The sequence below is a fragment of the Pseudonocardia sp. McavD-2-B genome, from assembly GCF_024124365.1.
GTDB lineage: Bacteria > Actinomycetota > Actinomycetes > Mycobacteriales > Pseudonocardiaceae > Pseudonocardia > Pseudonocardia alni.
The window spans coordinates 1-23,850 of the sequence record NZ_JAMXSG010000062.1; the positions used below are offsets into that span (position 1 = coordinate 1).

Annotated in this window: 19 protein-coding genes; 13 read left to right on the forward strand and 6 right to left on the reverse strand. The window is 72.5% G+C overall.

Annotation, left to right across the window (positions count from 1 at the left end; genetic code table 11):
• The 3 genes from NH602_RS11085 to NH602_RS11095 all read right to left on the reverse strand — a co-directional run.
• Nucleotides 1–696 (reverse strand): MFS transporter (locus NH602_RS11085; protein WP_253067775.1); only part of this gene is annotated, 696 nt, incomplete at its 3' end.
• A gap of 292 nt (nucleotides 697–988) precedes the next feature.
• Nucleotides 989–1,585 (reverse strand): histidine phosphatase family protein, encoded by a 597-nt coding sequence (locus NH602_RS11090; protein ID WP_073577104.1) that lies wholly within the window; start codon nucleotides 1,583–1,585, stop codon nucleotides 989–991.
• A 4-nt stretch (nucleotides 1,586–1,589) separates the two neighbouring features.
• The gene (locus tag NH602_RS11095; protein WP_253067776.1) at nucleotides 1,590–2,015 is read right to left on the reverse strand and encodes an HIT family protein; all 426 of its coding nucleotides are present in this window, start codon (nucleotides 2,013–2,015) and stop codon (nucleotides 1,590–1,592) included.
• 79 nt (nucleotides 2,016–2,094) lie between these two features.
• Between NH602_RS11095 and NH602_RS11100 the strand changes: the two genes are divergently transcribed.
• From NH602_RS11100 to treY, 3 genes are all read left to right on the forward strand, one after another.
• Nucleotides 2,095–2,562, forward strand: a complete 468-nt coding sequence (locus NH602_RS11100; protein ID WP_073577105.1) for a PPOX class F420-dependent oxidoreductase — start codon at nucleotides 2,095–2,097, stop codon at nucleotides 2,560–2,562.
• A gap of 170 nt (nucleotides 2,563–2,732) precedes the next feature.
• Nucleotides 2,733–4,901 carry a glycogen debranching protein GlgX gene (gene glgX, locus NH602_RS11105; protein WP_100880301.1) on the forward strand — a complete coding sequence of 723 codons (2,169 nt, stop codon included), beginning with the start codon at nucleotides 2,733–2,735 and terminating at the stop codon, nucleotides 4,899–4,901.
• Nucleotides 4,902–4,904: 3 nt separating this feature from the next.
• A complete protein-coding gene (gene treY / locus NH602_RS11110; protein ID WP_253067777.1) occupies nucleotides 4,905–7,271 on the forward strand; it encodes a malto-oligosyltrehalose synthase in 2,367 nt (788 codons plus the stop codon).
• A gap of 92 nt (nucleotides 7,272–7,363) precedes the next feature.
• Here the strand turns inward: treY and NH602_RS11115 are convergent, their stop codons facing one another.
• The gene (locus tag NH602_RS11115) at nucleotides 7,364–7,876 is read right to left on the reverse strand and encodes a DUF5709 domain-containing protein (protein WP_253067778.1); all 513 of its coding nucleotides are present in this window, start codon (nucleotides 7,874–7,876) and stop codon (nucleotides 7,364–7,366) included.
• Between the two features lie 81 nt (nucleotides 7,877–7,957).
• On the opposite strand from NH602_RS11115, the gene treZ reads away from it, so the two are divergent.
• The 9 genes from treZ to NH602_RS11160 all read left to right on the forward strand — a co-directional run bounded on the left by treZ (nucleotide 7,958) and on the right by NH602_RS11160 (nucleotide 19,779).
• On the forward strand, nucleotides 7,958–9,703 hold the full coding sequence (treZ, locus tag NH602_RS11120) for a malto-oligosyltrehalose trehalohydrolase (RefSeq protein ID WP_253067779.1): 1,746 nt from the start codon (nucleotides 7,958–7,960) through the stop codon (nucleotides 9,701–9,703).
• Between the two features lie 147 nt (nucleotides 9,704–9,850).
• The gene (locus NH602_RS11125) at nucleotides 9,851–10,813 is read left to right on the forward strand and encodes a carbohydrate ABC transporter permease (RefSeq protein WP_253067780.1); all 963 of its coding nucleotides are present in this window, start codon (nucleotides 9,851–9,853) and stop codon (nucleotides 10,811–10,813) included.
• Nucleotides 10,810–11,685, forward strand: coding sequence for a carbohydrate ABC transporter permease (locus tag NH602_RS11130; RefSeq protein ID WP_253067781.1), 876 nt, complete (start codon nucleotides 10,810–10,812; stop codon nucleotides 11,683–11,685). Before NH602_RS11125 ends, NH602_RS11130 begins: the two co-directional genes overlap by 4 nt.
• Before the next feature lie 49 nt (nucleotides 11,686–11,734).
• Nucleotides 11,735–13,066 (forward strand): ABC transporter substrate-binding protein, encoded by a 1,332-nt coding sequence (locus NH602_RS11135; RefSeq protein WP_073577112.1) that lies wholly within the window; start codon nucleotides 11,735–11,737, stop codon nucleotides 13,064–13,066.
• 15 nt (nucleotides 13,067–13,081) lie between these two features.
• On the forward strand, nucleotides 13,082–14,146 hold the full coding sequence (locus NH602_RS11140) for an ABC transporter ATP-binding protein (RefSeq protein WP_073577113.1): 1,065 nt from the start codon (nucleotides 13,082–13,084) through the stop codon (nucleotides 14,144–14,146).
• Between the two features lie 288 nt (nucleotides 14,147–14,434).
• Nucleotides 14,435–16,636 carry a catalase/peroxidase HPI gene (gene katG / locus NH602_RS11145; RefSeq protein ID WP_253067782.1) on the forward strand — a complete coding sequence of 734 codons (2,202 nt, stop codon included), beginning with the start codon at nucleotides 14,435–14,437 and terminating at the stop codon, nucleotides 16,634–16,636.
• 664 nt (nucleotides 16,637–17,300) lie between these two features.
• A complete protein-coding gene (locus NH602_RS11150) occupies nucleotides 17,301–17,780 on the forward strand; it encodes an MSMEG_3727 family PQQ-associated protein (RefSeq protein ID WP_062402320.1) in 480 nt (159 codons plus the stop codon).
• 15 nt (nucleotides 17,781–17,795) lie between these two features.
• On the forward strand, nucleotides 17,796–19,478 hold the full coding sequence (locus tag NH602_RS11155; RefSeq protein WP_100880294.1) for a PQQ-dependent dehydrogenase, methanol/ethanol family: 1,683 nt from the start codon (nucleotides 17,796–17,798) through the stop codon (nucleotides 19,476–19,478).
• A gap of 103 nt (nucleotides 19,479–19,581) precedes the next feature.
• Nucleotides 19,582–19,779, forward strand: coding sequence for a recombination activating protein 1 (locus NH602_RS11160; RefSeq protein WP_073577173.1), 198 nt, complete (start codon nucleotides 19,582–19,584; stop codon nucleotides 19,777–19,779).
• Nucleotides 19,780–19,794: 15 nt separating this feature from the next.
• On the opposite strand, the gene NH602_RS11165 is transcribed toward NH602_RS11160, so the two are convergent.
• A complete protein-coding gene (locus NH602_RS11165; RefSeq protein WP_100880293.1) occupies nucleotides 19,795–21,192 on the reverse strand; it encodes a DNA-binding protein in 1,398 nt (465 codons plus the stop codon).
• 353 nt (nucleotides 21,193–21,545) lie between these two features.
• Here NH602_RS11165 and NH602_RS11170 point away from each other — a divergent pair, with 353 nt between their 5' ends.
• Nucleotides 21,546–23,003, forward strand: coding sequence for a DNA-binding protein (locus NH602_RS11170; protein ID WP_253067783.1), 1,458 nt, complete (start codon nucleotides 21,546–21,548; stop codon nucleotides 23,001–23,003).
• Here the strand turns inward: NH602_RS11170 and rpe are convergent, their stop codons facing one another.
• Nucleotides 23,004–23,681 (reverse strand): ribulose-phosphate 3-epimerase, encoded by a 678-nt coding sequence (gene rpe, locus NH602_RS11175; RefSeq protein WP_073577174.1) that lies wholly within the window; start codon nucleotides 23,679–23,681, stop codon nucleotides 23,004–23,006.
• Between the last annotated feature and the right edge of the window lie 169 nt (nucleotides 23,682–23,850).

A 23,850-nucleotide genomic window follows, 5' to 3' on the forward strand; every position in this document is an offset into this window, starting at 1 on the left:
CCCGGGCTCCGACGCCGCCGCGGTCTCCGCGGCGGTCGCCGCCGACGGTCCGGCCGCGACCGCCGCGTGCCGGGACCGGACACCGAGGGCGACGAGCACCGCCGAGCCGACGAACGTCGCGGCGTCGACCAGCAGTGCGCCGCGCGGGGTCAGCGTCGCGACGAGCAGACCGCCCCCCGCGAAGCCCGCCACCTGCGCCACCTGCACCGAGACCTGGCGCAGCGCCAGGCCCCGGGCGAGCAGGTCTCCGGACAGCAGGTCGGGCAGCAGAGCCGAGCGGGCCGCGGTGTGCGGGCCGCCCAGCAGGACGACCAGCACCAGCAGCGTCCCCAGGACCGGCAGCCCGGGACCGGGCACGGCCATGGCGACGACGAGACCGGCCCGGACCAGGTCGGTCCCGATCAGCAGCCGGCGACGCGGCCACCGGTCGGCGAGGTGGCCGAGCAGCAGCCCGCCGAGCAGCGCGGGCAGGAAGGTCAGCGCGTAGACCCCCGCCGACCACGCGACCGAGCCGGTCTCGCTCAGGACCAGGACGGTCAGCGCGACCCGCGCGACCTGGTCGCCGGCGACCGACAGGATCTCCGCGGTCCACAGCGCGCGGAAGTCCGGGACGGAGAAGGGGCCGCGGACGCCGGCGGCGGGATCGGGGTCGCGAGGCTCGTCGCCTCCCGTCCCGGAGCCGCCGCGCTCGACCATCGGCGTGGGGTCCCTTCGGAGTCCGGCGTGGGTGGCCCGCTGCGGACCCGGCACTCGACCTCGGCACGGGGCCTACCGCCTCGGCGTCGGTGGCGGGCAGGAGTTCCCGTCGAGCCTAGGTACACCCCGCCCGGCCGTCGCCCCGGATGATGCGCGTGAAGCCGGGCGGCGCAACGACGGCGGCGAACGGCGTATGAGCGGCGTCACAGGCCCGCCACGTGCGCCATCGTCGACGGCAAACGGTCGACGGCAAGCGGTCGACGCGACCGTCACACAACGGTCCGCACCGGGATCAGAGCAGGTCCGCGACGTGGGCCGTCTCGTTCACCGTCCGGACCTTGCGCATCCCGTCGCGGGCGCACACCACCCGCGAGATCCCGACGTAGTCCAGCGGGAAGGGCAGGTCCCGGCCGATACCCAGCACCTCGGCGAGATAGGCGTTGACCACGCCCGCGTGCGCGACGACGACCACCGTCGCCCGCCCCGGGTGCGCCGCGACGACCTCCTCGATCCCGGCGCACACCCGGGCCCGGAACGCGGCGCCGTCGACGTGCTCGGGCAGGTACCCGGCCCGCATCCGCTCCCACGCCGCCGGGTCGGCCTGCGCCATCCGGGCGACCGGCACGTAGAGCGAGCGTTCGGCGTCGTACTCGCGCAGGTCGGAGCGGGTGTGCGGGGTGAGACCGCGCTCGCGCGCGAGCGGCTCGGCGGTCTGGACCGCGCGGAGCATCGTGCTGGTGTGCAGCGCGTCGACCGGGGTGCCGGCCAGCGCGTCGACCAGCTGGGCCGCCTGGTCACGGCCCTGCGGCGCGAGGCCCGGGTCGGCGTGGGTGCCGTCGTCGTGCTCGACGGCCTCGGGCAGCGCGTGCCGGACGAGCAGCAGGTGCACCCGCTCAGCCCGGGACGTGCGCGTCGTGCCCGGCGGCCCGCAGCGCCGTGCGCAGGGCCTCGGCGTGCCCGTCCTGCTCGGCGCCGTCGACGGTGGCGGCCGCGTTCGCGAAGTCGAAGGCCCGCATGTCCCAGGCCGGGAACACGTGGACGTGCAGATGGGGCACCTCGAACCCGGCGACCAGCAGACCGACCCGGGGCGGCGACCAGATCTCGCGCACCGCGAGCCCGACTGTCCGCGACACCTCGGTGAGGTGGGCGACGAGCCCGGCGTCGGCGTCGACCCACTGGTCGATCTCCGCCCGCGGTACGACGAGCGTGTGCCCCGGGCCGAGCGGGTTGATCGACAGGAACCCGACGCACTGCTCGTCGGACCAGACGAACCGGCCCGGGATCTCGCCGTTGATAATCTTCGTGAAGACGGTGGCCACGGAGCCGGACCTTAGTGGCCCGCGGCGCGGGGTGAGGAACGGCGGGCGCGGGGCCCCCGGCCGCCCTAGGATTTCGGGCATGCCCCGCACCATCGCCCGCAACGACCGCGTCGACCGGGACGAGCTGCTCGAGTTCATCCGTCCCCGGCACCACATGGTGCTGATGACCACCCGTTCCGACGGCGGTGTGCAGGCCTCCCCGGTCACCGGCGGCGTCGACGACGACGGACGCATCGTGATCGCCACCTACCCCGAGCGCGCCAAGTCGGCCAACGTCGCGAAGGCCGGCCGGGCCGCGGTCGTCGTGCTGAGCGAGGAGTTCGACGGCGCCTGGGTGCAGGTCGAGGGCGACGCCGAGCTCCTCACGCTGCCGGACGCGCTCGAGCCGCTGGTCGACTACTTCCGTGCCGTCTCCGGCGAGCACCCGGACTGGGACGAGTACCGCCGCGCCATGTCCGACCAGGGGAAGGCCCTGATCCGCATCACCCCGGCCCGGTGGAGCCCGGTCGCCACCGGCGGCTTCCCCGCCCGGCTCGCCGACTCCTGACCGTTCCTGGGACGATCGACCGCCCCCGTCCGCAGCTGCTGCGGGACTCGGGGGTGATGTGGCGTGGACCGCTGACGGCCCCGCCCACCATGCGGCAACGGTGCCCGCCCGACACAGTGTGAGCGTGCCCCCGGTCTGCGGCCGGGGCGCGCGACGAGAGGACGCAGACCATGCAGGCCTGGCCCGGGCACGCCTATCCGTTGGGTGCCAGCTACGACGGCACCGGCACCAACTTCGCCCTGTTCTCCGAGGTCGCCGAGGGCGTGGAGCTGTGCCTGTTCGAACCCGACCCGGGAGCCCCCGGCGGGCTCGCCGAGACCCGGGTGGCACTGACCGAGGTCGACGGCTTCGTCTGGCACGGCTACCTGCCCGGCGTCGAGCCCGGCCAGCGCTACGGCTACCGGGTGCACGGCCCCTACGACCCCGCCCAGGGTCTGCGCTGCAACCCGAACAAGCTGGTCATCGACCCCTACGCCAAGGCCCTCGACGGCCCGGTCGACTGGGACGAGGCCGTGTTCGGCTACAACTTCGGCGACCCGGACTCGCGCAACGACACCGACTCGGCGCCGCACGTACCGAAGTCGGTCGTGGTCAACCCCTACTTCGACTGGGGCTCGGACCGCCCGCCGAAGATCCCCTACAACGAGACCGTCGTCTACGAGGCGCACGTCAAGGGCCTGACGATCCGGCACCCGGACGTCGAGGAGGACCTGCGGGGCACCTACTCCGGTGTCGCGCACCCGGCGATGATCGAGCACTACAAGCGGCTCGGGATCACCGCCGTCGAGCTCATGCCGGTGCACGAGTTCGTGCAGGACCACCACCTCACCGAGAAGGGCCTGTCGAACTACTGGGGCTACAACACGATCGGCTTCCTGGCCCCGCACCACGCCTACTCGGCGGGCTCGGTCCGGTCCGGGTCGCAGGTCGCGGAGTTCAAGGCGATGGTGCGCGACCTGCACGACGCGGGCATCGAGGTCATCCTCGACGTGGTCTACAACCACACCGCCGAGGGTTCGGACATGGGTCCGACGCTGTCCATGCGCGGCATCGACAACCACGCCTACTACCGGCTGGTCGACGACGACGCGCGCTACTACATGGACTACACCGGCACCGGGAACTCGCTCAACGTCCGCAACCCGCACACCCTGCAGCTGATCATGGACTCGCTGCGGTACTGGGTGACCGAGATGCACGTCGACGGCTTCCGCTTCGACCTCGCCTCGACCCTGGCCCGCGAGTTCTACGACGTCGACCGGCTCTCGACCTTCTTCGACCTCGTCCAGCAGGACCCGGTGATCTCGCAGGTCAAGCTGATCGCCGAGCCGTGGGACGTCGGGCCCGGCGGCTACCAGGTCGGCAACTTCCCGCCGCTGTGGACCGAGTGGAACGGCAAGTACCGCGACACGGTGCGCGACTTCTGGCGCGGCGAGGCCGGCACGCTCGGTGAGTTCGCGTCCCGGATCACCGGCAGCTCGGACCTCTACCAGGGCGACGGCCGCCGTCCCTACGCCTCGATCAACTTCGTGACCGCGCACGACGGGTTCACCCTGGCCGACCTCGTGTCCTACAACGAGAAGCACAACGAGGCCAACGGCGAGGACGGCAACGACGGCGAGAGCCACAACCGGTCCTGGAACTGCGGCGTCGAGGGTCCCACCGACGACGAGACCGTGGTCGAGCTGCGGGCCCGGCAGCAGCGCAACTTCCTGGCGACGCTGCTGCTCTCCCAGGGCACCCCGATGCTGCTGCACGGCGACGAGGCCGGGCGGACCCAGGGCGGCAACAACAACGTCTACTGCCAGGACAACGAGATCGCCTGGCAGGACTGGGAGCTCGCGGGCAAGCACGACGAGCTGACCACCTTCACCGCGGGCGTCGCCGCGCTGCGGCACGCGCACCCGGTGTTCCGCCGGCGCCGGTTCTTCGCGGGCCGTCCGATCGGCCGGTCGTCCACCAGCGAGGACGTCGCCGACATCGGCTGGTTCACCCCGGCCGGGCGGGAGATGACCGAGGAGGACTGGGACAACGACCTGGGCCGCTCGGTGGTCGTGTTCCTCAACGGCAGCCAGATCGCCGACGTCGACCAGCGCGGCCAGCGGATCGTCGACGACTCGTTCCTGCTGTGCTTCAACTCCTTCTGGGAGGACATCGACACCACGCTGCCGCCGGTCGAGTTCGGGCAGGCGTGGGAGATCGTCGTCGACACCCACTCGGGCGAGGTGCACCCGCCGAACGCCGCCGGCGTCACCGGGACCGACCTCGACCCGGTGTCCGCGGGCTCGGTGCTGACCCTGCCCGCCCGTTCCCTGCTCGTCCTGCGATCGAAGGGCTGAGGCGTGACCCGCCTTCCGGGATCGACCTACCGGCTGCAGCTGTCGGCCGACCAGACCTTCGCCGACGCCGCCGCGCTGACCGGCTACCTGGACCGGCTGGGGATCGGGGCGCTCTACGCCTCGCCGCTGCTGGAGTCCACGGCCGGATCCACCCACGGCTACGACGTGACCGACCCGACCCGGGTGTCGGGTGAGCGCGGTGGTGAGCAGGGGCTGCGGTCGTTGCTCGCGACGCTGCGCGAGCACGGGCTGACGATGCTGATCGACATCGTCCCCAACCACGTCGGCGTCGCGAAGCCCGCGGAGAACCCGTGGTGGTGGGACGTGCTCACGCACGGCGAGGCGTCCCGGTGGGCGGGCCACTTCGACGTCGACTGGGGCGCCGGGCCGATCCTGCTGCCGGTGCTCGACGCCGACGAGGAGAAGGCGCTCACCGAGCTCTCGGTGACCGACGGCGAGCTGCGCTACTACGAGCACCGCTTCCCGGTCGCGCCCGGGACCGGAGAGGGGACCGCGCAGGAGGTGCACGATCGCCAGCACTACCGGCTCGTGTCCTGGCGGCGCGGCGCCGCGGAGCTGACCTACCGGCGGTTCTTCGACGTCAGCGACCTCGCCGCGGTCCGGGTCGAGGACCCGGCGGTGTTCGCCGACGCCCACCGCACGGTGCTCGACATCGTGCGCTCCGACGACACCGTCGTCGGGCTGCGGGTGGACCACCCCGACGGCCTGTCCGACCCGGGCGGCTACGTGCGCCGGCTGCGCGCCGAGCTCGGCCCGGGCCGGTGGCTGCTCGTCGAGAAGATCCTCGGGGTCGGCGAGGAGCTCCCGATCTCCTGGCCGGTCGACGGCACCACCGGCTACGAGGCGCTGCGCGAGGTCTGCGGGGTGCTCGTCGACCCGGACGGGGCGGGGCTGCTCACCCAGTTCGCCGCCGAGCACACCGGGGAGAAGCGCTCCGCGCACGCCGTCGAGGACGACGGCCGCCACCTCGTCGTCCGGGAGATCCTGGTCGCGGAGGTGCGCCGGATCGCCGACGCCTTCCGCGCGGGACCCGGCGCCGACTCCGGCACCACCGGGCTCGACCTGGCCGACGTCGCCGCCGGGGACCTGCACGACGCGGTCGCCGAGCTGCTGTGCGGGTTCCCGGTCTACCGCTCCTACCTCACCCCGGAGATCACCGAGGGCCGGGCGGCCGCCGACACCGCGGTCGCGGTGGCGCGCACCCGTCGCCCCGACCTGGCCGCGGTGCTGGGTGCGCTGCACTCCGGGCTGGTCCGCGAGCCCGGCTCGGAGTACGCGACCCGGCTGCAGCAGACCTCCGGCATGGTCACCGCGAAGGGCGTCGAGGACACCGCCTTCTACCGGTACAACCGGCTCGTCGCCCTGAACGAGGTCGGGGGCGACCCGGCCCGGTTCGGGGTGACGCCCGAGGAGTTCCACGCCGGGCTCGCCCGCCGGGAGGCCGGGCGGTCGCGCACCATGACCTCGCTGTCCACGCACGACACGAAGCGCTCCGAGGACGTCCGGGCGCGGCTCGCCGTACTCGCCGAGCGTCCCGCGTCGTGGGCGGCGAAGGTCCGCGAGTGGTCGGTGCGCCACCCGCTGCCGGACCGGTCGCTGGAGCTGCTGGCCTGGCAGTCGCTGGTCGGGGCGTGGCCGATCCCGGCCGACCGGCTCGCGGGCTACCTCGGCAAGGCCTCCAAGGAGGCCAAACTGGTGACCTCGCACATCGACGCCGTCGCCGAGGTCGACGAGGCGGTCGCGGCCTGGCCGGAGCAGGTCCTCGCCGACACCGAGCTCGTCGCCGAGATCGAGGCGTTCGTCGCGGAGATCGCCGAGCCCGGCTGGTCGAACTCGCTGGCCCAGAAGCTGCTGCAGATGGCCGGCCCCGGCGTGCCGGACGTCTACCAGGGCACCGAGCTGTTCGAGTACTCGCTGGTCGACCCGGACAACCGGCGCCCGGTCGACTGGGACGCGCGGCGCGCGATCCTGGAGCGTCTCGACGCCGGCGAGCAGCCACCGGTCGACGGAGGTGGTGCGGCGAAGCTGCTGGTCACCTCGGCGACGGCGCGGCTGCGGCGGTTCCGCCCGGAGCTGTTCAGCGGCTACGGCCGGGTCGACGCCCAGGGCACCGCGGCGGAGCACGCCGTCGCGTTCTCCCGCGGCGGGGGCGCGCTCGTCGCCGTCGCGACCCGGCTGCCCGAGGGGCTGGCCCTCCGCGGCGGGTGGGGCGACACCCGGCTGCCGCTGCCCGGCGGCTTCGACGACTGGCACGACATGATCGCGAACCGTCCGGTGGACGGTCCCGCGCCCGCCCTGTCGGACCTGCTCTCGCGCTACCCGGTCGCGCTGCTGGTGCGCCCGGCCTGACCCGGCACCGCCCACCCTCCGGGCGGTCCCCAGGGGAACCCTCGTAGCGCTCTACGCCACGAAGGTTCCCCTGGGGGCACCCGTGGCGGGGGTCAGGGCTCGTCGACGACGTGCACGGCGGCCTCCTCGGCCGACGCGCCCGCCCCGTCGATCCCGGCGTCGCCCGCCACCAGCTCCTTCTCGCCGCCGTCGCTGCCGTCGACGCTCGCGTGGTCGATCGTGAGTCGCCCGGCGCGGCGGTCGCCCACCTCGTCGTCGGCGAGCAGCTCGCCGTCGGTGCCCGGGGCGTCCCCGAGCAGGTCGCCGGTGGCGTCGTCGACGTCGGAGAAGTCCTCGCGGGAGTCCGGGTCACCGACCACCCCGGCCGCCCGGGCGTCGTCGCGGCCCTCCGCGTCGGCGGTCGCGTCGAGCTCGGCCGCCCAGGTGTCGGGCTCCTCGTCGGCGAGGCGCTCGTCGAGGGTCTCGTCGTCGCGGTCGTTCCACGGGCGCTCGGGCGGTGAGTAGCCCTCGTCGAGCACGTCGGTGACGCCGCCGTACTCGAGGGTGTCCTCGGGCTGCAGCTGCGCGTCGGAGTCGAGGTCATCACCGGAGTCGGGGTCGCTCATCACAGCAGCGTAGCGACGCGTGAGCCGACCCACCCCCGCCGGACGCGCCACGCGCCGCAAGGTGCGGAAGGATCGGCGTCCGTGACGGAGTTCGCCGTGTGGGCCCCCGACAGGAACCGCGTCAGTGTGCTGGTGGGTGAGCAGCGGATCGCGCTCGACCCCGCCCCGGGGGGATGGTGGCACACGGACCAGCCCGACCACGGGCACGGGACCGACTACGCGTTCCTGCTCGACGACGACGCCACGCCGCTGCCCGACCCCCGCTCCCGCTGGCAGCCGAAGGGGGTGCACGAGCGCTCCCGCGTCTACGACCACGACGCGTTCTGGTGGACCGACGACACCTGGACCGGCCGCGCGCTGGCCGGGTCGGTGCTCTACGAGTGCCACATCGGCACCTTCACCGACGGCGGCACGTTCGACTCCGCGATCGGCCGGCTCGACCACCTGGTCTCGCTCGGGATCGACCTGGTCGAGGTGCTGCCGGTCAACGCCGTCGACGGCCCGGTGAACTGGGGCTACGACGGCGTCGGCTGGTACGCCGTCACCGAGAACTACGGCGGCCCCGACGCCTTCAAACGCTTCGTCGACGCCTGCCACGCGCGCGGCCTGGGCGTGGTCCTCGACGTCGTCTACAACCACCTCGGGCCGTCCGGGGCCTACCTCGACCGGTTCGGACCGTACTTCGCCGGCGCCAACATCTGGGGCCCGTCGCTGAACCTCGACGCCGCGGGCTCCGACGAGGTCCGCCGCTACATGATCGACAACGCGCTGATGTGGCTGCGCGACTTCCACGTCGACGGGCTGCGCATCGACGCCGTCCACGCGCTGCGCGACACCCGGGCCCAGCACGTGCTGGAGCAGCTCGCCGTCGAGGTGACCGCGCTGGAGGCACACGTCGGCCGCCCGCTGTCACTGATCGCCGAGTCCGACCTCAACGACCCGAGGATGATCACCGCCCGGGAGGGCGGCGGCCACGGCCTCGACGCCCAGTGGGCCGACGACGTCCACCACTGCCTGCACACCGTGCTCACCGGCGAGTCCCAGGGCTACTACGGCGACTTCGCCGAGGCGGGCCTCGACGGGCTCGCGCACGTGCTCACCCGCGGATTCCTGCACGAGGGCACCTGGTCCTCGTTCCGGCGGCGCAGCCACGGCGCCCCGATCGACACCGCCCGCATCCCCGGCTCGCGACTGGTCACCTACCTGCAGAACCACGACCAGATCGGCAACCGCGCCACCGGCGACCGGCTCACCCACACGCTGTCCCCCGGCCTGCTGGCCTGCGGCGCGGCGCTGCTGTTCACCTCCGGGTTCACCCCGATGCTGTTCATGGGCGAGGAGTGGGGCGCGCGGACGCCGTGGCAGTTCTTCTCCCGTTTCGGCGACCCGGGCCTGCAGAAGGCCGTCCGCGACGGCCGTCGCGCCGAGTTCGCCGACCACGGCTGGGACGACACCGCCGAGGTGCCCGACCCGAACGCCGAGTCCACCTTCACCGACTCCCGGCTCGACTGGTCCGAGCCCGAGCAGGAGCCGCACGCGACGCTGCTGCGGATGCACCGCGAGCTCATCGCGCTGCGCCGCGCCTGGCCGGAGCTGTCGGACCCGTGGCTGGACCGGATCGGGGTCGACGTCCACGAGCAGGCGCGCACGCTCGTCGTCGCCCGCGGGCGGATGCGGGTGGTGGTGAACCTCGGTCCGGAGCCGGTGACGCTGTCGCTCGGGTCGGAGATCACCCGGATCCTGCTGGCGTCCGAGCCGACGACGAGTGACGGCTCCTCGTTCACCGTTCCGGCGGAGGCATTCGCCATCTGCCGCGTGGCGGAGTAGCGAGAGCCTCTCGCGTCACCCGTCCGAGTGTCGTCGTTCACCTGTTCGCCGGACACGTGACACGGCCGGGCCACACGAGACTGCGAGGGTCTGCGAGGTCGCGACGGTGCGATCCCGCGTTCGCCCCTGCGACAGACGTGAGGTCACGTGACGTCCACCCCCACCCGGTCCGCCTCGACGCCGACGGCGCCGGGTACGACCTCGCACCCGCCGCCGCGGCGACGGCGACGCTTCACCGCCCGGGACCGGCACGACTTCTGGGTGTTCCTCGCCCTGGTGCTGCCCAACGCCGCGCTGATCGTCGCCTTCGCCTATCGCCCGGTCATCGAGAACATCCGGTACTCGCTGCTGAACTGGACCCTCGGGTCACCGTCGGCGACGTTCGTGGGGCTCGGGAACTACGTCACGTTCCTGACCTCGCCGTCGTCGGCGGAGATCGTCTGGACGACGCTGGTGTTCACCGTCGTGACCGTCGGCGGGTCGATGGTGCTGGGTCTGCTGATCGCGCTGGCGCTCAACCGGCGGGTGCCGGGGACCGGCGTCGCGCGGGCCGCGGTGTTCTCCCCGTACGTGCTGTCCGGGGTCGGTGTCGGGCTGGTGTGGCTGTTCGTGTTCGACCCGTCGATCGGGGTGCTCGGCGCGGTCGTCCGCGCCTTCGGCGGGACCGCACCGGACTTCTTCAACGACCCGTCGATGTCGCTGGCGATGATCTGCATCGTCTACGTCTGGAAGAACATGGGTTACGCTGCGGTGATCTACCTGGCGGGCCTGCAGTCGATCCCGAAGGATCTGCTGGAGGCCGCGGCGCTGGACGGGGCGTCGTCGACGCGGACGTTCTTCCGGGTGACGCTGCCGCTGCTCTCTCCGGTCACGTTCTTCCTGGTCGTGACCAGCGCGCTGAACTCGCTGCAGGCCTTCGACCTGATCCGGATCATGACCCCGCTCGGGCAGGGCACGACCACGCTGATCTACGAGGCCTACCTGCAGGCGTTCGGGTCGAGCAACCGGGCCGGCTACTCGGCGGCGGTGTCGACGGTCCTGTTCGTGGTGCTGGTGGTCTTCACCCTGGTCCAGCTGCGGTGGATGGAACGGCGGGTGCACTACGCATGACCACCACCGCTCCGGAGCCCCGGTCGTCCCGCGCGCTGTCGCCGCGGGCCCTGTTCGAGGTCGTGACCAGCGCCTACATCCCGCTGCTGGTCGCCGTGCTCGTCGTGCTGTTCCCGCTGCTGTGGATGACGCTGTCGTCGTTCAAGCCGCTGACCGAGATCATCACCCAGACCCCGGCGCTGCTGCCCGCCGCGCCGACGACGGAGAACTACTCCACCGTCGCCGAGCGCCTGCCGTTCGGCCGGGTGTTCCTCAACTCGGTACTGGTCACCGCGGTCGGTGCCGCGCTCAAGGTGGCGCTGGCCGTGTTTACCGCCTACGGGCTGGTGTTCGTCCGCTTCCCGTTCAAGAACTGGATCTTCGCCGGTCTGCTGGTGACGCTGATGGTGCCGCCGCAGGTGGCGCTGCTGCCGAACTACACGCTGATCACCGCGCTCGGTGGCGCGGACACCTACTGGGGCATCATCCTGCCCGGTCTCGGGACGGCGTTCGGCACGTTCCTGCTGCGCCAGCACTTCCGCACGCTGCCGCCGAGCCTGCTCGAGGCCGCGGAGCTCGACGGCGCCGGGCACTGGCGCCGGCTCACCCGGGTCGTCCTGCCGGTGTCCGCGCCGACCGTCGCCACCGTCGCGCTGATCACCATCGTCTACGAGTGGAACGACTACCTCTGGCCGCTGGTGATCATCTCGAAGCCGGAGATGATGACGCTGCCGGTCGGGCTCACCCTGCTGGCCAACGTGGACAACCGGGCCGCGGCCTACGGCCAGCTCATGGCCGGGTCGGTCGCCGTCATCGTGCCGGTCCTGATCGTCTTCATCGCGCTCCAGCGCCACATCATCGCCGGGCTGACCCAGGGTGCGGTCAAGGACTGAGACCGCTCCCCGCTCCTCCTGCCCTCACCCCGAAAGGACGCCAGCTGCCATGCATCTCGACCGTCGCGGATTCCTGAAGTTCGCCGGCATCACCGGCGCCGCCGCGGCGCTGGCCGCCTGCGGTGGCCCCTCCACCGGCGGCGGCGGGCCCGCCGCCGTCCCGGAGGTCGACTACTCCGGTGTGCAGCCGGCGAAGGAGATCACCTGGTGGACGAACAACCCGGGCAGCTCGGAGACGGTGTCGCGCCAGATCATCGACGCCTACCAGAGGGCCAACCCGGGCACGAAGGTCAACCTGGTGACCGCGGGCGCGACCTACGAGGAGATCGCGCAGCGCTTCCAGACCGCGCAGGCCGGCGGCGGCTCCCAGCTGCCCGACCTCGTCGTGCTCTCCGACGTCTGGTGGTTCCGCTACTACATGCAGCGCTCCATCGTGCCGATGGACCCGCTGATCGCCGCGACCGGCATCGACACCGCCGACTACCGGCAGCAGCTGATCGAGGACTACCGCTACGACGGCAAGCTCTGGGCGCTGCCCTGGGCCCGCTCGACGCCGATCTTCTACTACAACAAGGCGCACTGGCAGAAGGCCGGTCTGCCCGACCGCGCGCCCGCGACCTGGGCCGAGATGGCCGAGTGGGGGCCGAGGCTGCAGGCCGCGGGCACCGGTGCGCAGAAGGCGTACCAGCTCCCCGCCCTGGCCGACTACGCCGGCTGGTCGTTCCAGAACAACCTCTGGGGCGAGGGCGGTGCGTGGTCGGACGAGTGGGACGTCACCTGCGACTCCCCCGAGGCGGTCCGCGCGGTCTCGGCCCTGCAGAACGCGGTGACCTCGGGCTGGGCCGGCGTCGCCGCCACCGACGGCACCACCGACCTGGGTGCCGGGGCGGTGTCGGCGACGGTCGGCTCCACCGGCTCGCTGGTCACCGTGCTCGACGCGGCCCGGTTCGACGTCGGCGCCGGCTTCCTGCCCGCGGGCCCGGTCGCCGGGCCGGTGTGCCCGACCGGCGGCGCGGGGCTCGGGATCCCCGCCGGGGTCCCGCCGGAGCGCCAGCTCGCCGCGGCGGCGTTCGCGAAGTTCCTGACCAGCCCGGAGAACACCGTGTTGTTCTCCCAGGCCACCGGCTACCTGCCGCTCCGGACCTCGGCCGACACCGGCCCGCTGCTCGCCGAGACCCCGCTGCGCAAGATCGCCATCGACCAGCTCGACCGGACCCGCACCCAGGACCGGGCGCGCGCGTTCTTCCCGGGCGCCGACCAGGAGATCGCGCGGACCTGTGCCAACATCCTCAACCAGCGGGCCGACGTGCAGGGCGAGCTCACCACCCTCAAGGGCACGCTGACCCGGATCTTCGACACCGACGTGAAGCCCAACATCTGATGGCGGGACGCTGACATGGCAACGGTCACCTACGACTCGGCGACGCGGATCTACCCCGGGTCGGACACCCCCGCCGTCGACGGGCTGGACCTGGAGATCGCCGACGGCGAGTTCCTCGTGCTCGTCGGGCCGTCCGGCTGCGGGAAGTCGACGTCGCTGCGGATGCTCGCGGGCCTGGAGGACGTCGACGCCGGCGCCATCCGGATCGGCGACCGCGACGTCACCGACGTCCGGCCCAAGGACCGCGACATCGCGATGGTGTTCCAGAACTACGCGCTCTACCCGCACATGACGGTCGCCGCGAACATGGGCTTCGCGCTGACCAACGCGGGCCGCCCGAAGGACGAGATCGCCCGCCGCGTCGCCGAGGCGGCGACGATTCTCGACCTGGAGGGGCTGCTGGACCGCAAGCCGCGTGCCCTGTCGGGCGGGCAGCGTCAGCGGGTCGCGATGGGCCGGGCCATCGTGCGCGAGCCCGCCGTGTTCTGCATGGACGAGCCGCTGTCCAACCTGGACGCGAAGCTGCGGGTGTCCACCCGCACCCAGATCGCGTCGCTGCAGCGGCGCCTGGGTGTCACCACCGTCTACGTCACCCACGACCAGGTGGAGGCGATGACGATGGGCGACCGCGTCGCGGTGCTCTCGGGCGGGGTGCTGCAGCAGTGCGCCACGCCGCGCGAGCTCTACGAGCGGCCGGTGAACGCCTTCGTCGCCGGGTTCGTGGGGTCACCGGCGATGAACCTGGTGACGGTGCCCTCCCCCACCGACGGGTCGGTGTCCCTCGGTGGGGTGCGGATCCCCGTGCCCGGCGGGGCGTCGGACACGGTCACGGTCGGGATCCGGCCGGAGGACCTGCGCCCGGCCGGGGCCGGGGACGGGCTGGAGGTGACCGTCGACGTCGTCGAGGAGCTGGGGGCCGACGCCTACGTCTACGGCACCCTCACCGACGGCTCCGGGACCTCGCTCGTCGCCCGTACCGACGCGCGGGTCCCCCCGGGGCGCGGCGACCGGTTGCGGCTCGCCCCGGACCCGCAGCGCATCCACGTCTTCGACGGCGGGACGGGCGGGCGCCTGGCCTGACGCCCGGCGCCGTACGGGCCGGCGGCTGATCCGTTCGCGTTCGCCCCGTCCCCGTTCGGCACCGATCGGCGACCGCTGGTACCGGCCCCCTTGCGATGCCCCGTCGCGCCAGCGATGCTCCGAAGGGCCCCGCGCACGGACCGGGAACCGGCCCCGGGCGGGCGGGGCCGCCAGGAGCGGGTCCGACATCGGCGGCGCGATGCCCACGGGGACCGGCCGGGGCGTAGACGCCCCTGTCCGACCGGGGGCGGCGGGGCACGTTGGACGGTCGGCCCGGGGAGGACGACGATGCCCGAGAACCCCGACACCCACGTCTACCGCACCTACGACCAGATCCTGGCCGGCGCAGGGTCCGGCGCCGAGGCCACCCACCTGCGCCCTCGGGACTGGTGGCCGCACCGGCTCGATCTCGCGCCGCTGCGCAGACCGCACCCGCGTGACGACGACTACCCCGCGCGCTTCGCGACCGTCGATCTGGACGAGCTCGCCCGGGACGTCGACGAGGTGCTCACCACCTCGCAGGACTGGTGGCCCGCCGACTCCGGTCACTACGGACCGCTGGTGCTGCGCATGGCCTGGCACGCGGCGGGCACCTACCGCGCCGGTGACGGCCGGGGCGGAGCCGCCGCCGGCATGCAGCGCTTCGCCCCGCTGAACAGCTGGCCGGACAACCGCAACCTCGACAAGCCGCGGCGCCTGCTCTGGCCGGTGAAGCGCAAGTACGGCCGGTGCCTGTCCTGGGCCGACCTGATGATCTTCGCCGGCAACCGTGCACTGGAGTCGATGGGGCTCACGACGCTCGGGTTCGCCGGCGGGCGCCCGGAGGTGTGGGAACCGGACGACACGTACTGGGGCCCCGAGCGCAAGTGGTTGTCGGAGCGGCGGTACACCGGTCTCCACGAGCTCGACGAGCCGCTGGGCGCGAGCGAGATGGGGCTGATCTACGTCGACCCGCAGGGTCCGGCCACCAACCCCGACCCGAAGCTGTCCGCGCGCGACATCCGTCAGACCTTCCGCCGGATGGCCCTGGACGACGCCGAGACCGTCGCACTGATCGCAGGGGGGCACACGTTCGGCCGGATGCACGGCCCGGCGGACCCGATGGTCACCGCGGGACCGGAACCCGAGGCGGCTCCGCTGACCGCCCAGGGCATGGGCTGGAGCGGTGGTCACGGCACCGGCCTCGGCCCGGACACGGTGACCGCCGGGCTGCACGGCGCGTGGACACGCACCCCGACCCGCTGGGACCACACCTACCTCGAGACGCTCTTCGAGTACGAGTGGGACGTCGAGCTGAGCCCCGCCGGCCTGTGGCAGTGGGTCCCCCGCGACGGCGGCGGCGCGGACACCGTGCCGGACCCGTTCGACCCCGGGGTCCGCTCGCACCCGGTCATGCTCACCACCGACCTCGCGCTCCGGGCCGATCCCGGGTTCGAGTCGATCGCGCGTCGCTACCTCGACGACCCGGACGAGTTCGCCGACGCCTTCGCCCGGGCCTGGTTCAAGCTCACCCACCTCGACATGGGCCCGGCCCGCAGATACCTGGGTCCCCTCGTCCCCGAGCAGCCGTTCCTCTGGCAGGACCCGGTCCCCGAGGTCGACCACGAGCTGGTCGACGACGACGACGTCGCCGCTCTCAAGCGGATGGTCCTCGGGTCCGGCCTGACCGTCGCCCAGCTCGTCGGCACCGCGTGGGCGTCGGCCTCGACCTACCGCGACACCGACAAGCGCGGAGGCGCCAACGGAGCACGGATCCGGCTCTCGCCCCAGCGTCACTGGGAGGTCAACGACCCGGAACAGCTCGACGAGGTCCTCACCGTCCTGGAGGGGGTCCGGGAGCGGTTCGAGGGGGCGCACACCGGCGGCAGGCGGATCACGATGGCGGACCTCGTCGTGCTCGGCGGGTGCGCGGCGGTGGAACGCGCCGCCGCGGACGCCGGGCACGAGGTCGTGGTGCCGTTCCGGCCCGGGCGCACCGACGCGACGCAGGAGTGGACCGACACCGGATCGTTCGCGGCCCTGCAGCCGCGCGCCGACGGGTTCCGCAACTGGGTCGGGGACACCTCCGGCATCGCGCCTGAGCACCTGCTGGTGGACCGGGCCGCGCTGCTGACGCTGACCCCACCGGAGATGACCGTCCTCGTCTCCGGGCTCCGTGTACTCGGAGCCACCCACCGCGGTTCCCGTACGGGCGTGCTGACGACGTCGCCGGGGACGCTGACCAACGACTTCGTCGTGAACCTCCTCGACGGTCGCACCCGGTGGTCGGCGAGCCCCGACGGCGACGGGTCCGTGTTCGAGGGCCGGGACGTGGACACCGGTGAGCTGCGGTGGACCGCGAGCCGGGTCGACCTGGTCTTCGGGTCCAGCTCGGAGCTGCGGGCGCTGTGCGAGGTGTACGCCGCGGACGACGCGGCTGACCGTTTCGTCCGTGATTTCGTCGCGGCATGGGTCAAGGTCATGGAGCTCGACCGTTTCGACTTGATCTGATCCTGCGCCCGGACAAGCGGTCGTGGGCGGTCCGGGAAATTGCGTCCGAACGCGTCTGCGGGACCGGCGATCCCCATGTGGGAGATCAGGTCCGGCCGGCGGCCGGCGCCGCCGGACGCACGGGACGCGGCCCCGGCACACGACGCCGGCACCGCCGGAGGTCGTCCCGCGCGGTGCCGGCCGCGGCGGCGGACCGGCCGCCCCCACCGTGTGGACGTCGTCTCCGCACGGTCGGGGACCGGCGCGACCGGCCGGACCGGAGATCGGCTGCGCCCAGGACGAGCCGGAGTGGTCGCGACGGCCTCGGCACCCCCGTGACGTGCGGTTCGTCCGTGTCCACGGCTCCGGACCGGGCCGCGGCGACACCGTCGGGGCAGCGGCCCCGGGACTGCTCCGCGGGCTCCGAGGGGTACGAACGGTAGGCCGCGACCGGCGAACGGGGTCTGTTGCCCCGTCAACGGCGAGCCATACCGCAACACCCTCGTGCGATGTAACGTGTGTTGCGCGGCGGGTGATGGCAATCACCACCGGAATGGTGGCCGGATGATCGTCCCATTCCCGCAGCGGCTGTTGTATCGCAGTCGGCCGGCGCGCGGGACGCGCGTGTTCCGCACACACCGGCGCCGCCGAATTGCTTTTTTCTCAACGACGAGGAGGCGAAGCGATGACATCCATACAGGACCGCGAGGACTCGGCCCAGGACAGCCGGGAGGAACTCCTGGCCGAACTCAGCGGGCAGAACCGCGCGACCATCGGCGCGGTGCTCGGGACCGGCTCGGTCGCCCGGGCGACCGAGCGTCCCGACGGCGTGATGGAGGCGACGATCAGGATCCCCGAGGACGCCATGACGTGGGATCCGGCGATCTTGATCATGCCGCACAGCGGCACGCTCGAGCTGACCATCATCAACGACGACAAGAACACCCACGCGTGCCTGCTGCCCAGCAACGGGGACCGGCAGTTCATCGGCCTGGTGAACCACTCCAAGGGGAGCGCGACGATCGAGCTCGACGGTCCCGGCTGCTACTGGTACGGCTCACCCGCGGGTAACGACGAGGGCCGTGGTCTGACCGCCGCGATCGTGGTGACCGGCGAGGTACCACCGGAGGCGAAGCTCGACCGTCCTGCCCAGCCGCGACCGTAAGAAGGGCGAATCACCATGACCATCGAGTACGTGGACGCAGGCAAGGCGTTCGACCACAGCAAGCTCTCGAACCTCCCGCACAGCGCACCGGACGTGACACGCGGGCTGGACTACGACCGGATCCTGCAGGCGCGCAGCGAGTCGCACAACTGGATCACCTACTACGGCGACTACGACGGCAAGCGCCACAGCCTGCTGGACCAGATCAACACCGGGAACGTCAAGGACCTGAAGGTCGCCTGGATCTTCCAGGCGAGCGCCACCGGCATGATGGCCTCGACCTCCACCTACGCCTTCGAGGCGTGCCCGATCGTCGTCGACGGCGTCATGTTCGTGACGGGCTGGGACGGCCAGATCTGGGCGCTCGACGCCGTGACCGGCGAGCAGCTGTGGCGCTACAAGCACGCCATCCCGATCGACGTGACGCTGTGCTGCGCCAACGTCAACCGCGGTTGTGCGGTCGCCAACGGCAAGGTCTACATGGTGACCCAGAACGCGCAGCTGGTCGCACTGGACGCCACCACCGGGCGGAGGGTCTGGCAGAAGACCATCGGCGACGTCCGCGCCGGCGAGAGCGCCTCGATCGCGCCGCTGGTCATCAAGGACTTCCTCATCACCGGCTCCGCCGGCGGTGAGTACGGCGTCCGTGGCCACATCGACGCCTGGGACCTGGAGACGGGCGAGCAGCGCTGGCGCACCTACACGGTGCCGAAGCCGGGCGAGCCGGGGTCCGAGACCTGGCCCGACGACGGTGAGGCGTGGCAGCGCGGCGGCGCGAACCACTGGGTCACCGGCACCTACGACCCCGAGCTGAACCTGTACTACGCGGGCACCGGCAACCCGGCCCCGGACTTCGACGGCGAGGTGCGCCCCGGCGACAACCTCTACACCGACAGCGTCGTCGCGCTGGACGTGGACACCGGCGAGATCAAGTGGCACTACCAGTTCACGCCGCACGACCTCTGGGACTACGACTCCACGATGGAGATGACCCTGTTCGAGCGGGACGGGAAGAAGCTCCTGGCCCACTTCGACAAGAACGGGTACATGTTCGTCCTGGACCGGACGAACGGCGAGCTGCAGCACGTCACCCCGTTCGTGGACCGGATCGACTGGGGCGTCATCACGCGCGACGGCAAGGTCACCCCGCGCAAGTACCCGGACAAGGAGGGCGAGCCCTGCCACTTCTTCCCGGGACCGGCGGGCGCGAAGGAGTGGACCCACGCGTCCTACAACCCCGACCACGACCTGTTCTACGTCCCGGTCGCCGACGTCGGTGCCACCGCCACCCGCCGGCGCCGTGAGTTCAAGGAGGGCATGCCCTACTGGGGTGCCGCCGTCGAGGTCGACATCGACAACATGGCCGGTTCGGTCAGCGCGTTCGACTCGCACGGCGAGGAGAAGTGGCGCTACCGGCTCAAGGACATGCCGATGGCCGCCTCGACCCTGAGCACCGCGGGGAACCTGGTGTTCGCCGGCACGCCGGCGGGCGAGTTCCTGGGGCTGCACGCCGAGACCGGCGAGAAGCTCTGGAGCTTCCAGTGCGGCAGCGGCCATCACAGCAGCCCGAGCACCTTCACCGTGGACGGCAAGCAGTACATCGCGGTCCCGGTCGGATGGGGCGGCTGGCTGGAGGGCATCGTGCCGGGTCTGTCCGGACAGGGACACGGGGCATCACTGATCGTGTTCTCCCTGTGACACCGGTCCTCTGACCAGCACCCGGCCGGTGGGGACGTGGTCGCGTCTGCGGCCCCACCGGCCGGGTGTACCGGCCCGACCACGGAAACCGACGGTGATGACGATGACCCAGACCCCGGCCACACGACCGCGGCAGAACCTGCCGTGCATGCTGTGCGGCGAGCGCTTCGGGCCCGAGGACATGGCCCGCCACACCGAGCCGGTGGAGTGCGGCCCCTGCATCACCTGCGTCGGGAAGCCCGAATGCTTCGAGTGCCGGCTGATGTACTGCGTCTGCGACGTGCACCGTTACCGCGGCTGAAGGCTGCGGCCCGGGTCAGAGTTCGAGCGCGCGGCGGACCGTCGGGATGTTGCGGCGGGACACCGGCACGACCGTCTCGGCCGGGTCGTCCATGACGAGCACCAGCTCGCCCTTCTCCCGGCGTTCGACCTCCCGGATCCGGCTGAGGTTCACCACGAACTGGCGGTGCACCCGTAGGAAGCCGGCGCCGTTCAGCTCGGACTCGAGCCGGTCGAGCCCCAGCGACGCGGACCGCATCTGCCCCTCGTCGGTGGTCAGCCACACGTCGTTGCCGTCGGACTGCGCGAACGCGACCTCCGCCAGGCGCAGCAGGACCATCCTGTTCTCGCGGGCCGCGACGAGCCGGCGCGGCGGGGTCTGCGGGGCGGCCGGCGCGTCCGGGGCGTCCGTCGACGCGGGAAGCGGCTCGCCCTCCGAGACACCGAAGGAGACGACGTTGCCGACCAGGTGCCCGGCGAGGAACACGGGACGGAAGCTGATCGTCATCGGCTCGCGGGAGAGCCGGGTGAGGATCTGCGTCGAGCCGGTCCAGCCGGCGTCCCTGCCCGCCTGCCCCGCGGCGTACCGGGCGGCCCGGATGAACTCGGGCAGCTCGGGCCTCCACCGGACCGCCGGGTCCGGCGCCGGTGTGGAGCCGGGGATGCCGAGCAGCACCCCGGCGGTGTCGTCGGCGACGACGACCCGCCCGGCCGGGTCGACGCCGGCGAGCGGAGCTGTCGTCAACGACCGCGCGTGGTTGACCGCGGCGATCAGCTCGGTGCCGTCGCCCCGCGCGCGCTGGCGCAGGATGCGCTGCGTCGCGGACGCCGCGGTGCCGAGCCATCCCTGCGCCGACCGGGGGAGCTCGCGCCGCCAGCAGGAGATGTTCAGGACCGCCACCGGCTGTCGGCTCACCGCGTCGCGGACCGAGACCCCGGTGCAGTTCCAGTCCTGGAACGCCCCGCACCAGTGCTCGGCGCCGCGGACCGTGACGGGGGTGTGCGACGCGAGCGCGGTCCCCATGCCGTTGGTGCCGACCGAGCTCTCCGACCAGCAGTACCACTGCGCGAGGTTGGCCTCGGCGGCGAGTGCACGGGTCGCCTCGTCGCCCCACTGCGCGAGCACGCGGCCGTTGGCGTCGGCGATGGTGACGATCCCGCCCTCTCCACTCAGCTCGTGGGCGATGGGGCCGGCCCGGAACCCGAGCTCGGCGATGACGACGTCGTGTTCCAGGGTGTGGACGACCTCGGTCACGGCGGCCGGGGCCTCGGAGATGAGCGGGTCGACCCCGTACTGGTCCCGGCACCGGTGCCACGACACCGCGATCTCGGGCCGGATCCCGCTGAGCGCGTCGTCACCGGCGGCGAACCGCTCCCAGGCCCGCCGCACGTCGGCGTCCTCCGGGCCGGTGCCGGGACGCACTACCTGTGGCATGGCGACCGCCTTTGGTCTGTCTCGCTCGAGCGCGGTGATGCAACCTGACTCGCACGCTAAACGCACGGTCGAATCGAGGGCAAGCGGACTGCGCCGGGAGATCACGAACGGCGGGGAATGCGTGACAGGCGGGCGCGGCGCGCTCTCCGGGAGAAGCGTCCGATCACTGCGCCGTCGAAACGGCACACGCTTCCCCCGCATGCCGGACGTCGTCGGCTGAGTGTGCCGGCGCGGACGTTCCCGCGGATCCGGCACATGGCGCCGGCACCGTACGTGCCGGCGGGAGGAAATGCAGAACGGATGTGGGTGGCCGGGGCGAACTGACCCCGGCGCCCGGCGACAAGGAGGTCGCGATGACGGGGAGAGTCCCACCGCTGGTCCTGGCTCCGGAGCGGAGCGGGAGCCGGAACGTCGCCCCGCGGGGTCCGCTCGCCGCGGCGTCGTCGGCCCGCGAGGTCGCACGGGCCTGGGAGGACTTCGCCGCGGGCAACGAGGTCAGGACCGGGGTGCGTCCCGAGATCCTCGCGTCGTGGTACCGGTGCCGGGACCGCTACGGGGTCGACAGCACCCTGGACGTCGCCCCCGGAGCCGGCAGCGGCGCGGAGAGCCCCCGGGTGGACGACGGCGTGGTGTTCACCGCCCTCGGTGGGCTGGGCGCGATGGCGGGCCGCGAGATCGAACGCGACGGGGGCGTCGTCACCGTCGCGGACAGCCGGGGGCGGGTGCTGGGCGCCTGGGGCGACTCGTCGGCGCGGCGCCGCGCCGAACTGCACAACCTCGCTCCGTGGTCGTCGTGGTCCGAGGCGTGTACCGGGACCAACGGGATGGGCACCTCGCTCGAGGTGGACGGTCCGGTGACCGTGACCGGTCCGGAGCACTGGTGCCAGGGGTTCCACGACTGGGCGTGCGCGGGCATCTCGGTGCGGGACGTGGTGACCGGCGCACCCGTCGCCTCCATCAACATCTCGCGGTGGAACGCGTCCCTCCCGCCTCTCGTGCTGCCGTGGCTGACGGAGGCCGTCGCCTGTGTCGAGCAGGTGATCCGCCGGCGGGCCGCGTACGAGGCAGATGTCGTCGTCACCGCGTTCGAGGCGCGGGCGGCCCGGACGCGGGGCGCACTCGTCGCGATGGACCGGGGCGGCAGCGTGATCGCCGCCGACGACGAGGCGGCCGTGGCTCTGGGGCTCACCGGCGCGGCACCCGTCGTCGGGACGAGCGCGACCGCGGCGCGCCGGGTGCCCGACGTCCCCGGTCTGCCCGAGGTGGTCCGCTGGGCGATCGAACGGTCCGGGTGCGGCCCGGACTGGTGCGGACACGCCCGCCTGGCGGTGTGTCCCGGCGAGGCGGAGGTCCCGCTCACCCTGTGGCCGGTCGTCGACGGCCAGGGCGTGGTGGGACTGCTGTGCGCCGTCGGGGTCGCGGACGGGGAGGCCTACTCCCCCGGTGACGCCGGTGGCCAGGCCTCCGAGGTGCTCCCGCGGCGGGTGATCGGCGTGCGTGACGACCGGCTGGTCCTGCTGACCCCGTCGGAGATCCGCTACGCCGAGGCCGACCGCAACACCGTCTGGCTGGTCACCGAGCGGGGCCGGATCCAGTCCGCCACCCGCGGGCTGGACAACGTCGAACAGGCTCTCGCCCCGTTCGGGATCCGACGGGTCCACCGGCGCTACCTGGTGAACCTGCGCCGTGTGGCCGAGATCGAGCGGGGTCCGCGCGGTGAACTGTTCCTGATCACCGACGGCCGGTCGCACGAGGGCGTGCCGGTCTCCCGGCGCCATGCCCCGGACGTCCGGCGCAGGTTCGGCATCTGATCACCGACGCCGGTCGCGGACGGCGTCGACCTGGCGGCGCAGCCCCTCCAGCGCCCGTGCCGGATCCGCGGCCGAGTAGACCGCGGATCCGGCCACGAAGCAGTCGACGCCGGCCTCCGCCGCCTGCTCGATCGTGTCGGCGTTGATGCCACCGTCGATCTCGACGACCAGGTCCAGGTGCCCGGTGTCGACCAGTGTGCGGGCCCGGCGGACCGTGTCGAGGACATCCGGGTCGAAGGCCTGACCGCCGAACCCGGGCTCCACCGACATCACCAGCAGGGTGTCGAAGTGCCGGAGCACCTCGAGCCAGGGGTCCAGGGGGGTGCTGGGCCGGATCGCGAGCCCCGCGCGGGCGCCTGCCGCGCGCAGGTTCCGTGCCAGGGCCACGGGATCGGCGGCGGCCTCGGCGTGCACCGTGACGTTGTGGGCACCCGCCTCGGCGTAGCCCGTCGCCCAGCGGTCCGGGTCCTCGATCATCAGGTGGCAGTCCAGCGGCAGGTCGGTCGCGGCGAGCAGCGAGGAGACGACCGGTAGACCCAGGGTCAGGTTCGGCACGAAATGGGCGTCCATGACGTCCACGTGCAGCCAGTCGGCGCCCCGGCCGTCGACACCGCGCACCGCGTCCGCCTCCTCGGCGAGACGGGCGAAATCGGCGGAGAGGATGGACGGGGCGAACAGCGTTCTTCTCGACGAATGTCTCGACACCATTCGATCGTAGGGCGGCCGTTCCGGTTGTGGGGGTATTCGGGGTGCGGATCGGGTGATCGGTTTTCCGGATGTGTGGTGGTGTTGTGGGTGGGTGTCGGTGGGGCGACGGTGGGGGTGTTGTTCTTCCTGTTGTCGTGGT

Coding starts and splice junctions, on each gene's coding strand:
- NH602_RS11160 (WP_073577173.1), top strand. CDS start 19,582: ATGACCCAGACCCCGGCCACACGACCGCGGCAGAACCTGCCGTGCATG.
- NH602_RS11100 (WP_073577105.1), top strand. CDS start 2,095: ATGCCCCGCACCATCGCCCGCAACGACCGCGTCGACCGGGACGAGCTG.
- katG (WP_253067782.1), top strand. CDS start 14,435: ATGCCCGAGAACCCCGACACCCACGTCTACCGCACCTACGACCAGATC.
- NH602_RS11140 (WP_073577113.1), top strand. CDS start 13,082: ATGGCAACGGTCACCTACGACTCGGCGACGCGGATCTACCCCGGGTCG.
- NH602_RS11130 (WP_253067781.1), top strand. CDS start 10,810: ATGACCACCACCGCTCCGGAGCCCCGGTCGTCCCGCGCGCTGTCGCCG.
- NH602_RS11165 (WP_100880293.1), bottom strand. CDS start 21,192: ATGCCACAGGTAGTGCGTCCCGGCACCGGCCCGGAGGACGCCGACGTG.
- NH602_RS11155 (WP_100880294.1), top strand. CDS start 17,796: ATGACCATCGAGTACGTGGACGCAGGCAAGGCGTTCGACCACAGCAAG.
- NH602_RS11170 (WP_253067783.1), top strand. CDS start 21,546: ATGACGGGGAGAGTCCCACCGCTGGTCCTGGCTCCGGAGCGGAGCGGG.
- NH602_RS11135 (WP_073577112.1), top strand. CDS start 11,735: ATGCATCTCGACCGTCGCGGATTCCTGAAGTTCGCCGGCATCACCGGC.
- glgX (WP_100880301.1), top strand. CDS start 2,733: ATGCAGGCCTGGCCCGGGCACGCCTATCCGTTGGGTGCCAGCTACGAC.
- NH602_RS11150 (WP_062402320.1), top strand. CDS start 17,301: ATGACATCCATACAGGACCGCGAGGACTCGGCCCAGGACAGCCGGGAG.
- NH602_RS11115 (WP_253067778.1), bottom strand. CDS start 7,876: ATGAGCGACCCCGACTCCGGTGATGACCTCGACTCCGACGCGCAGCTG.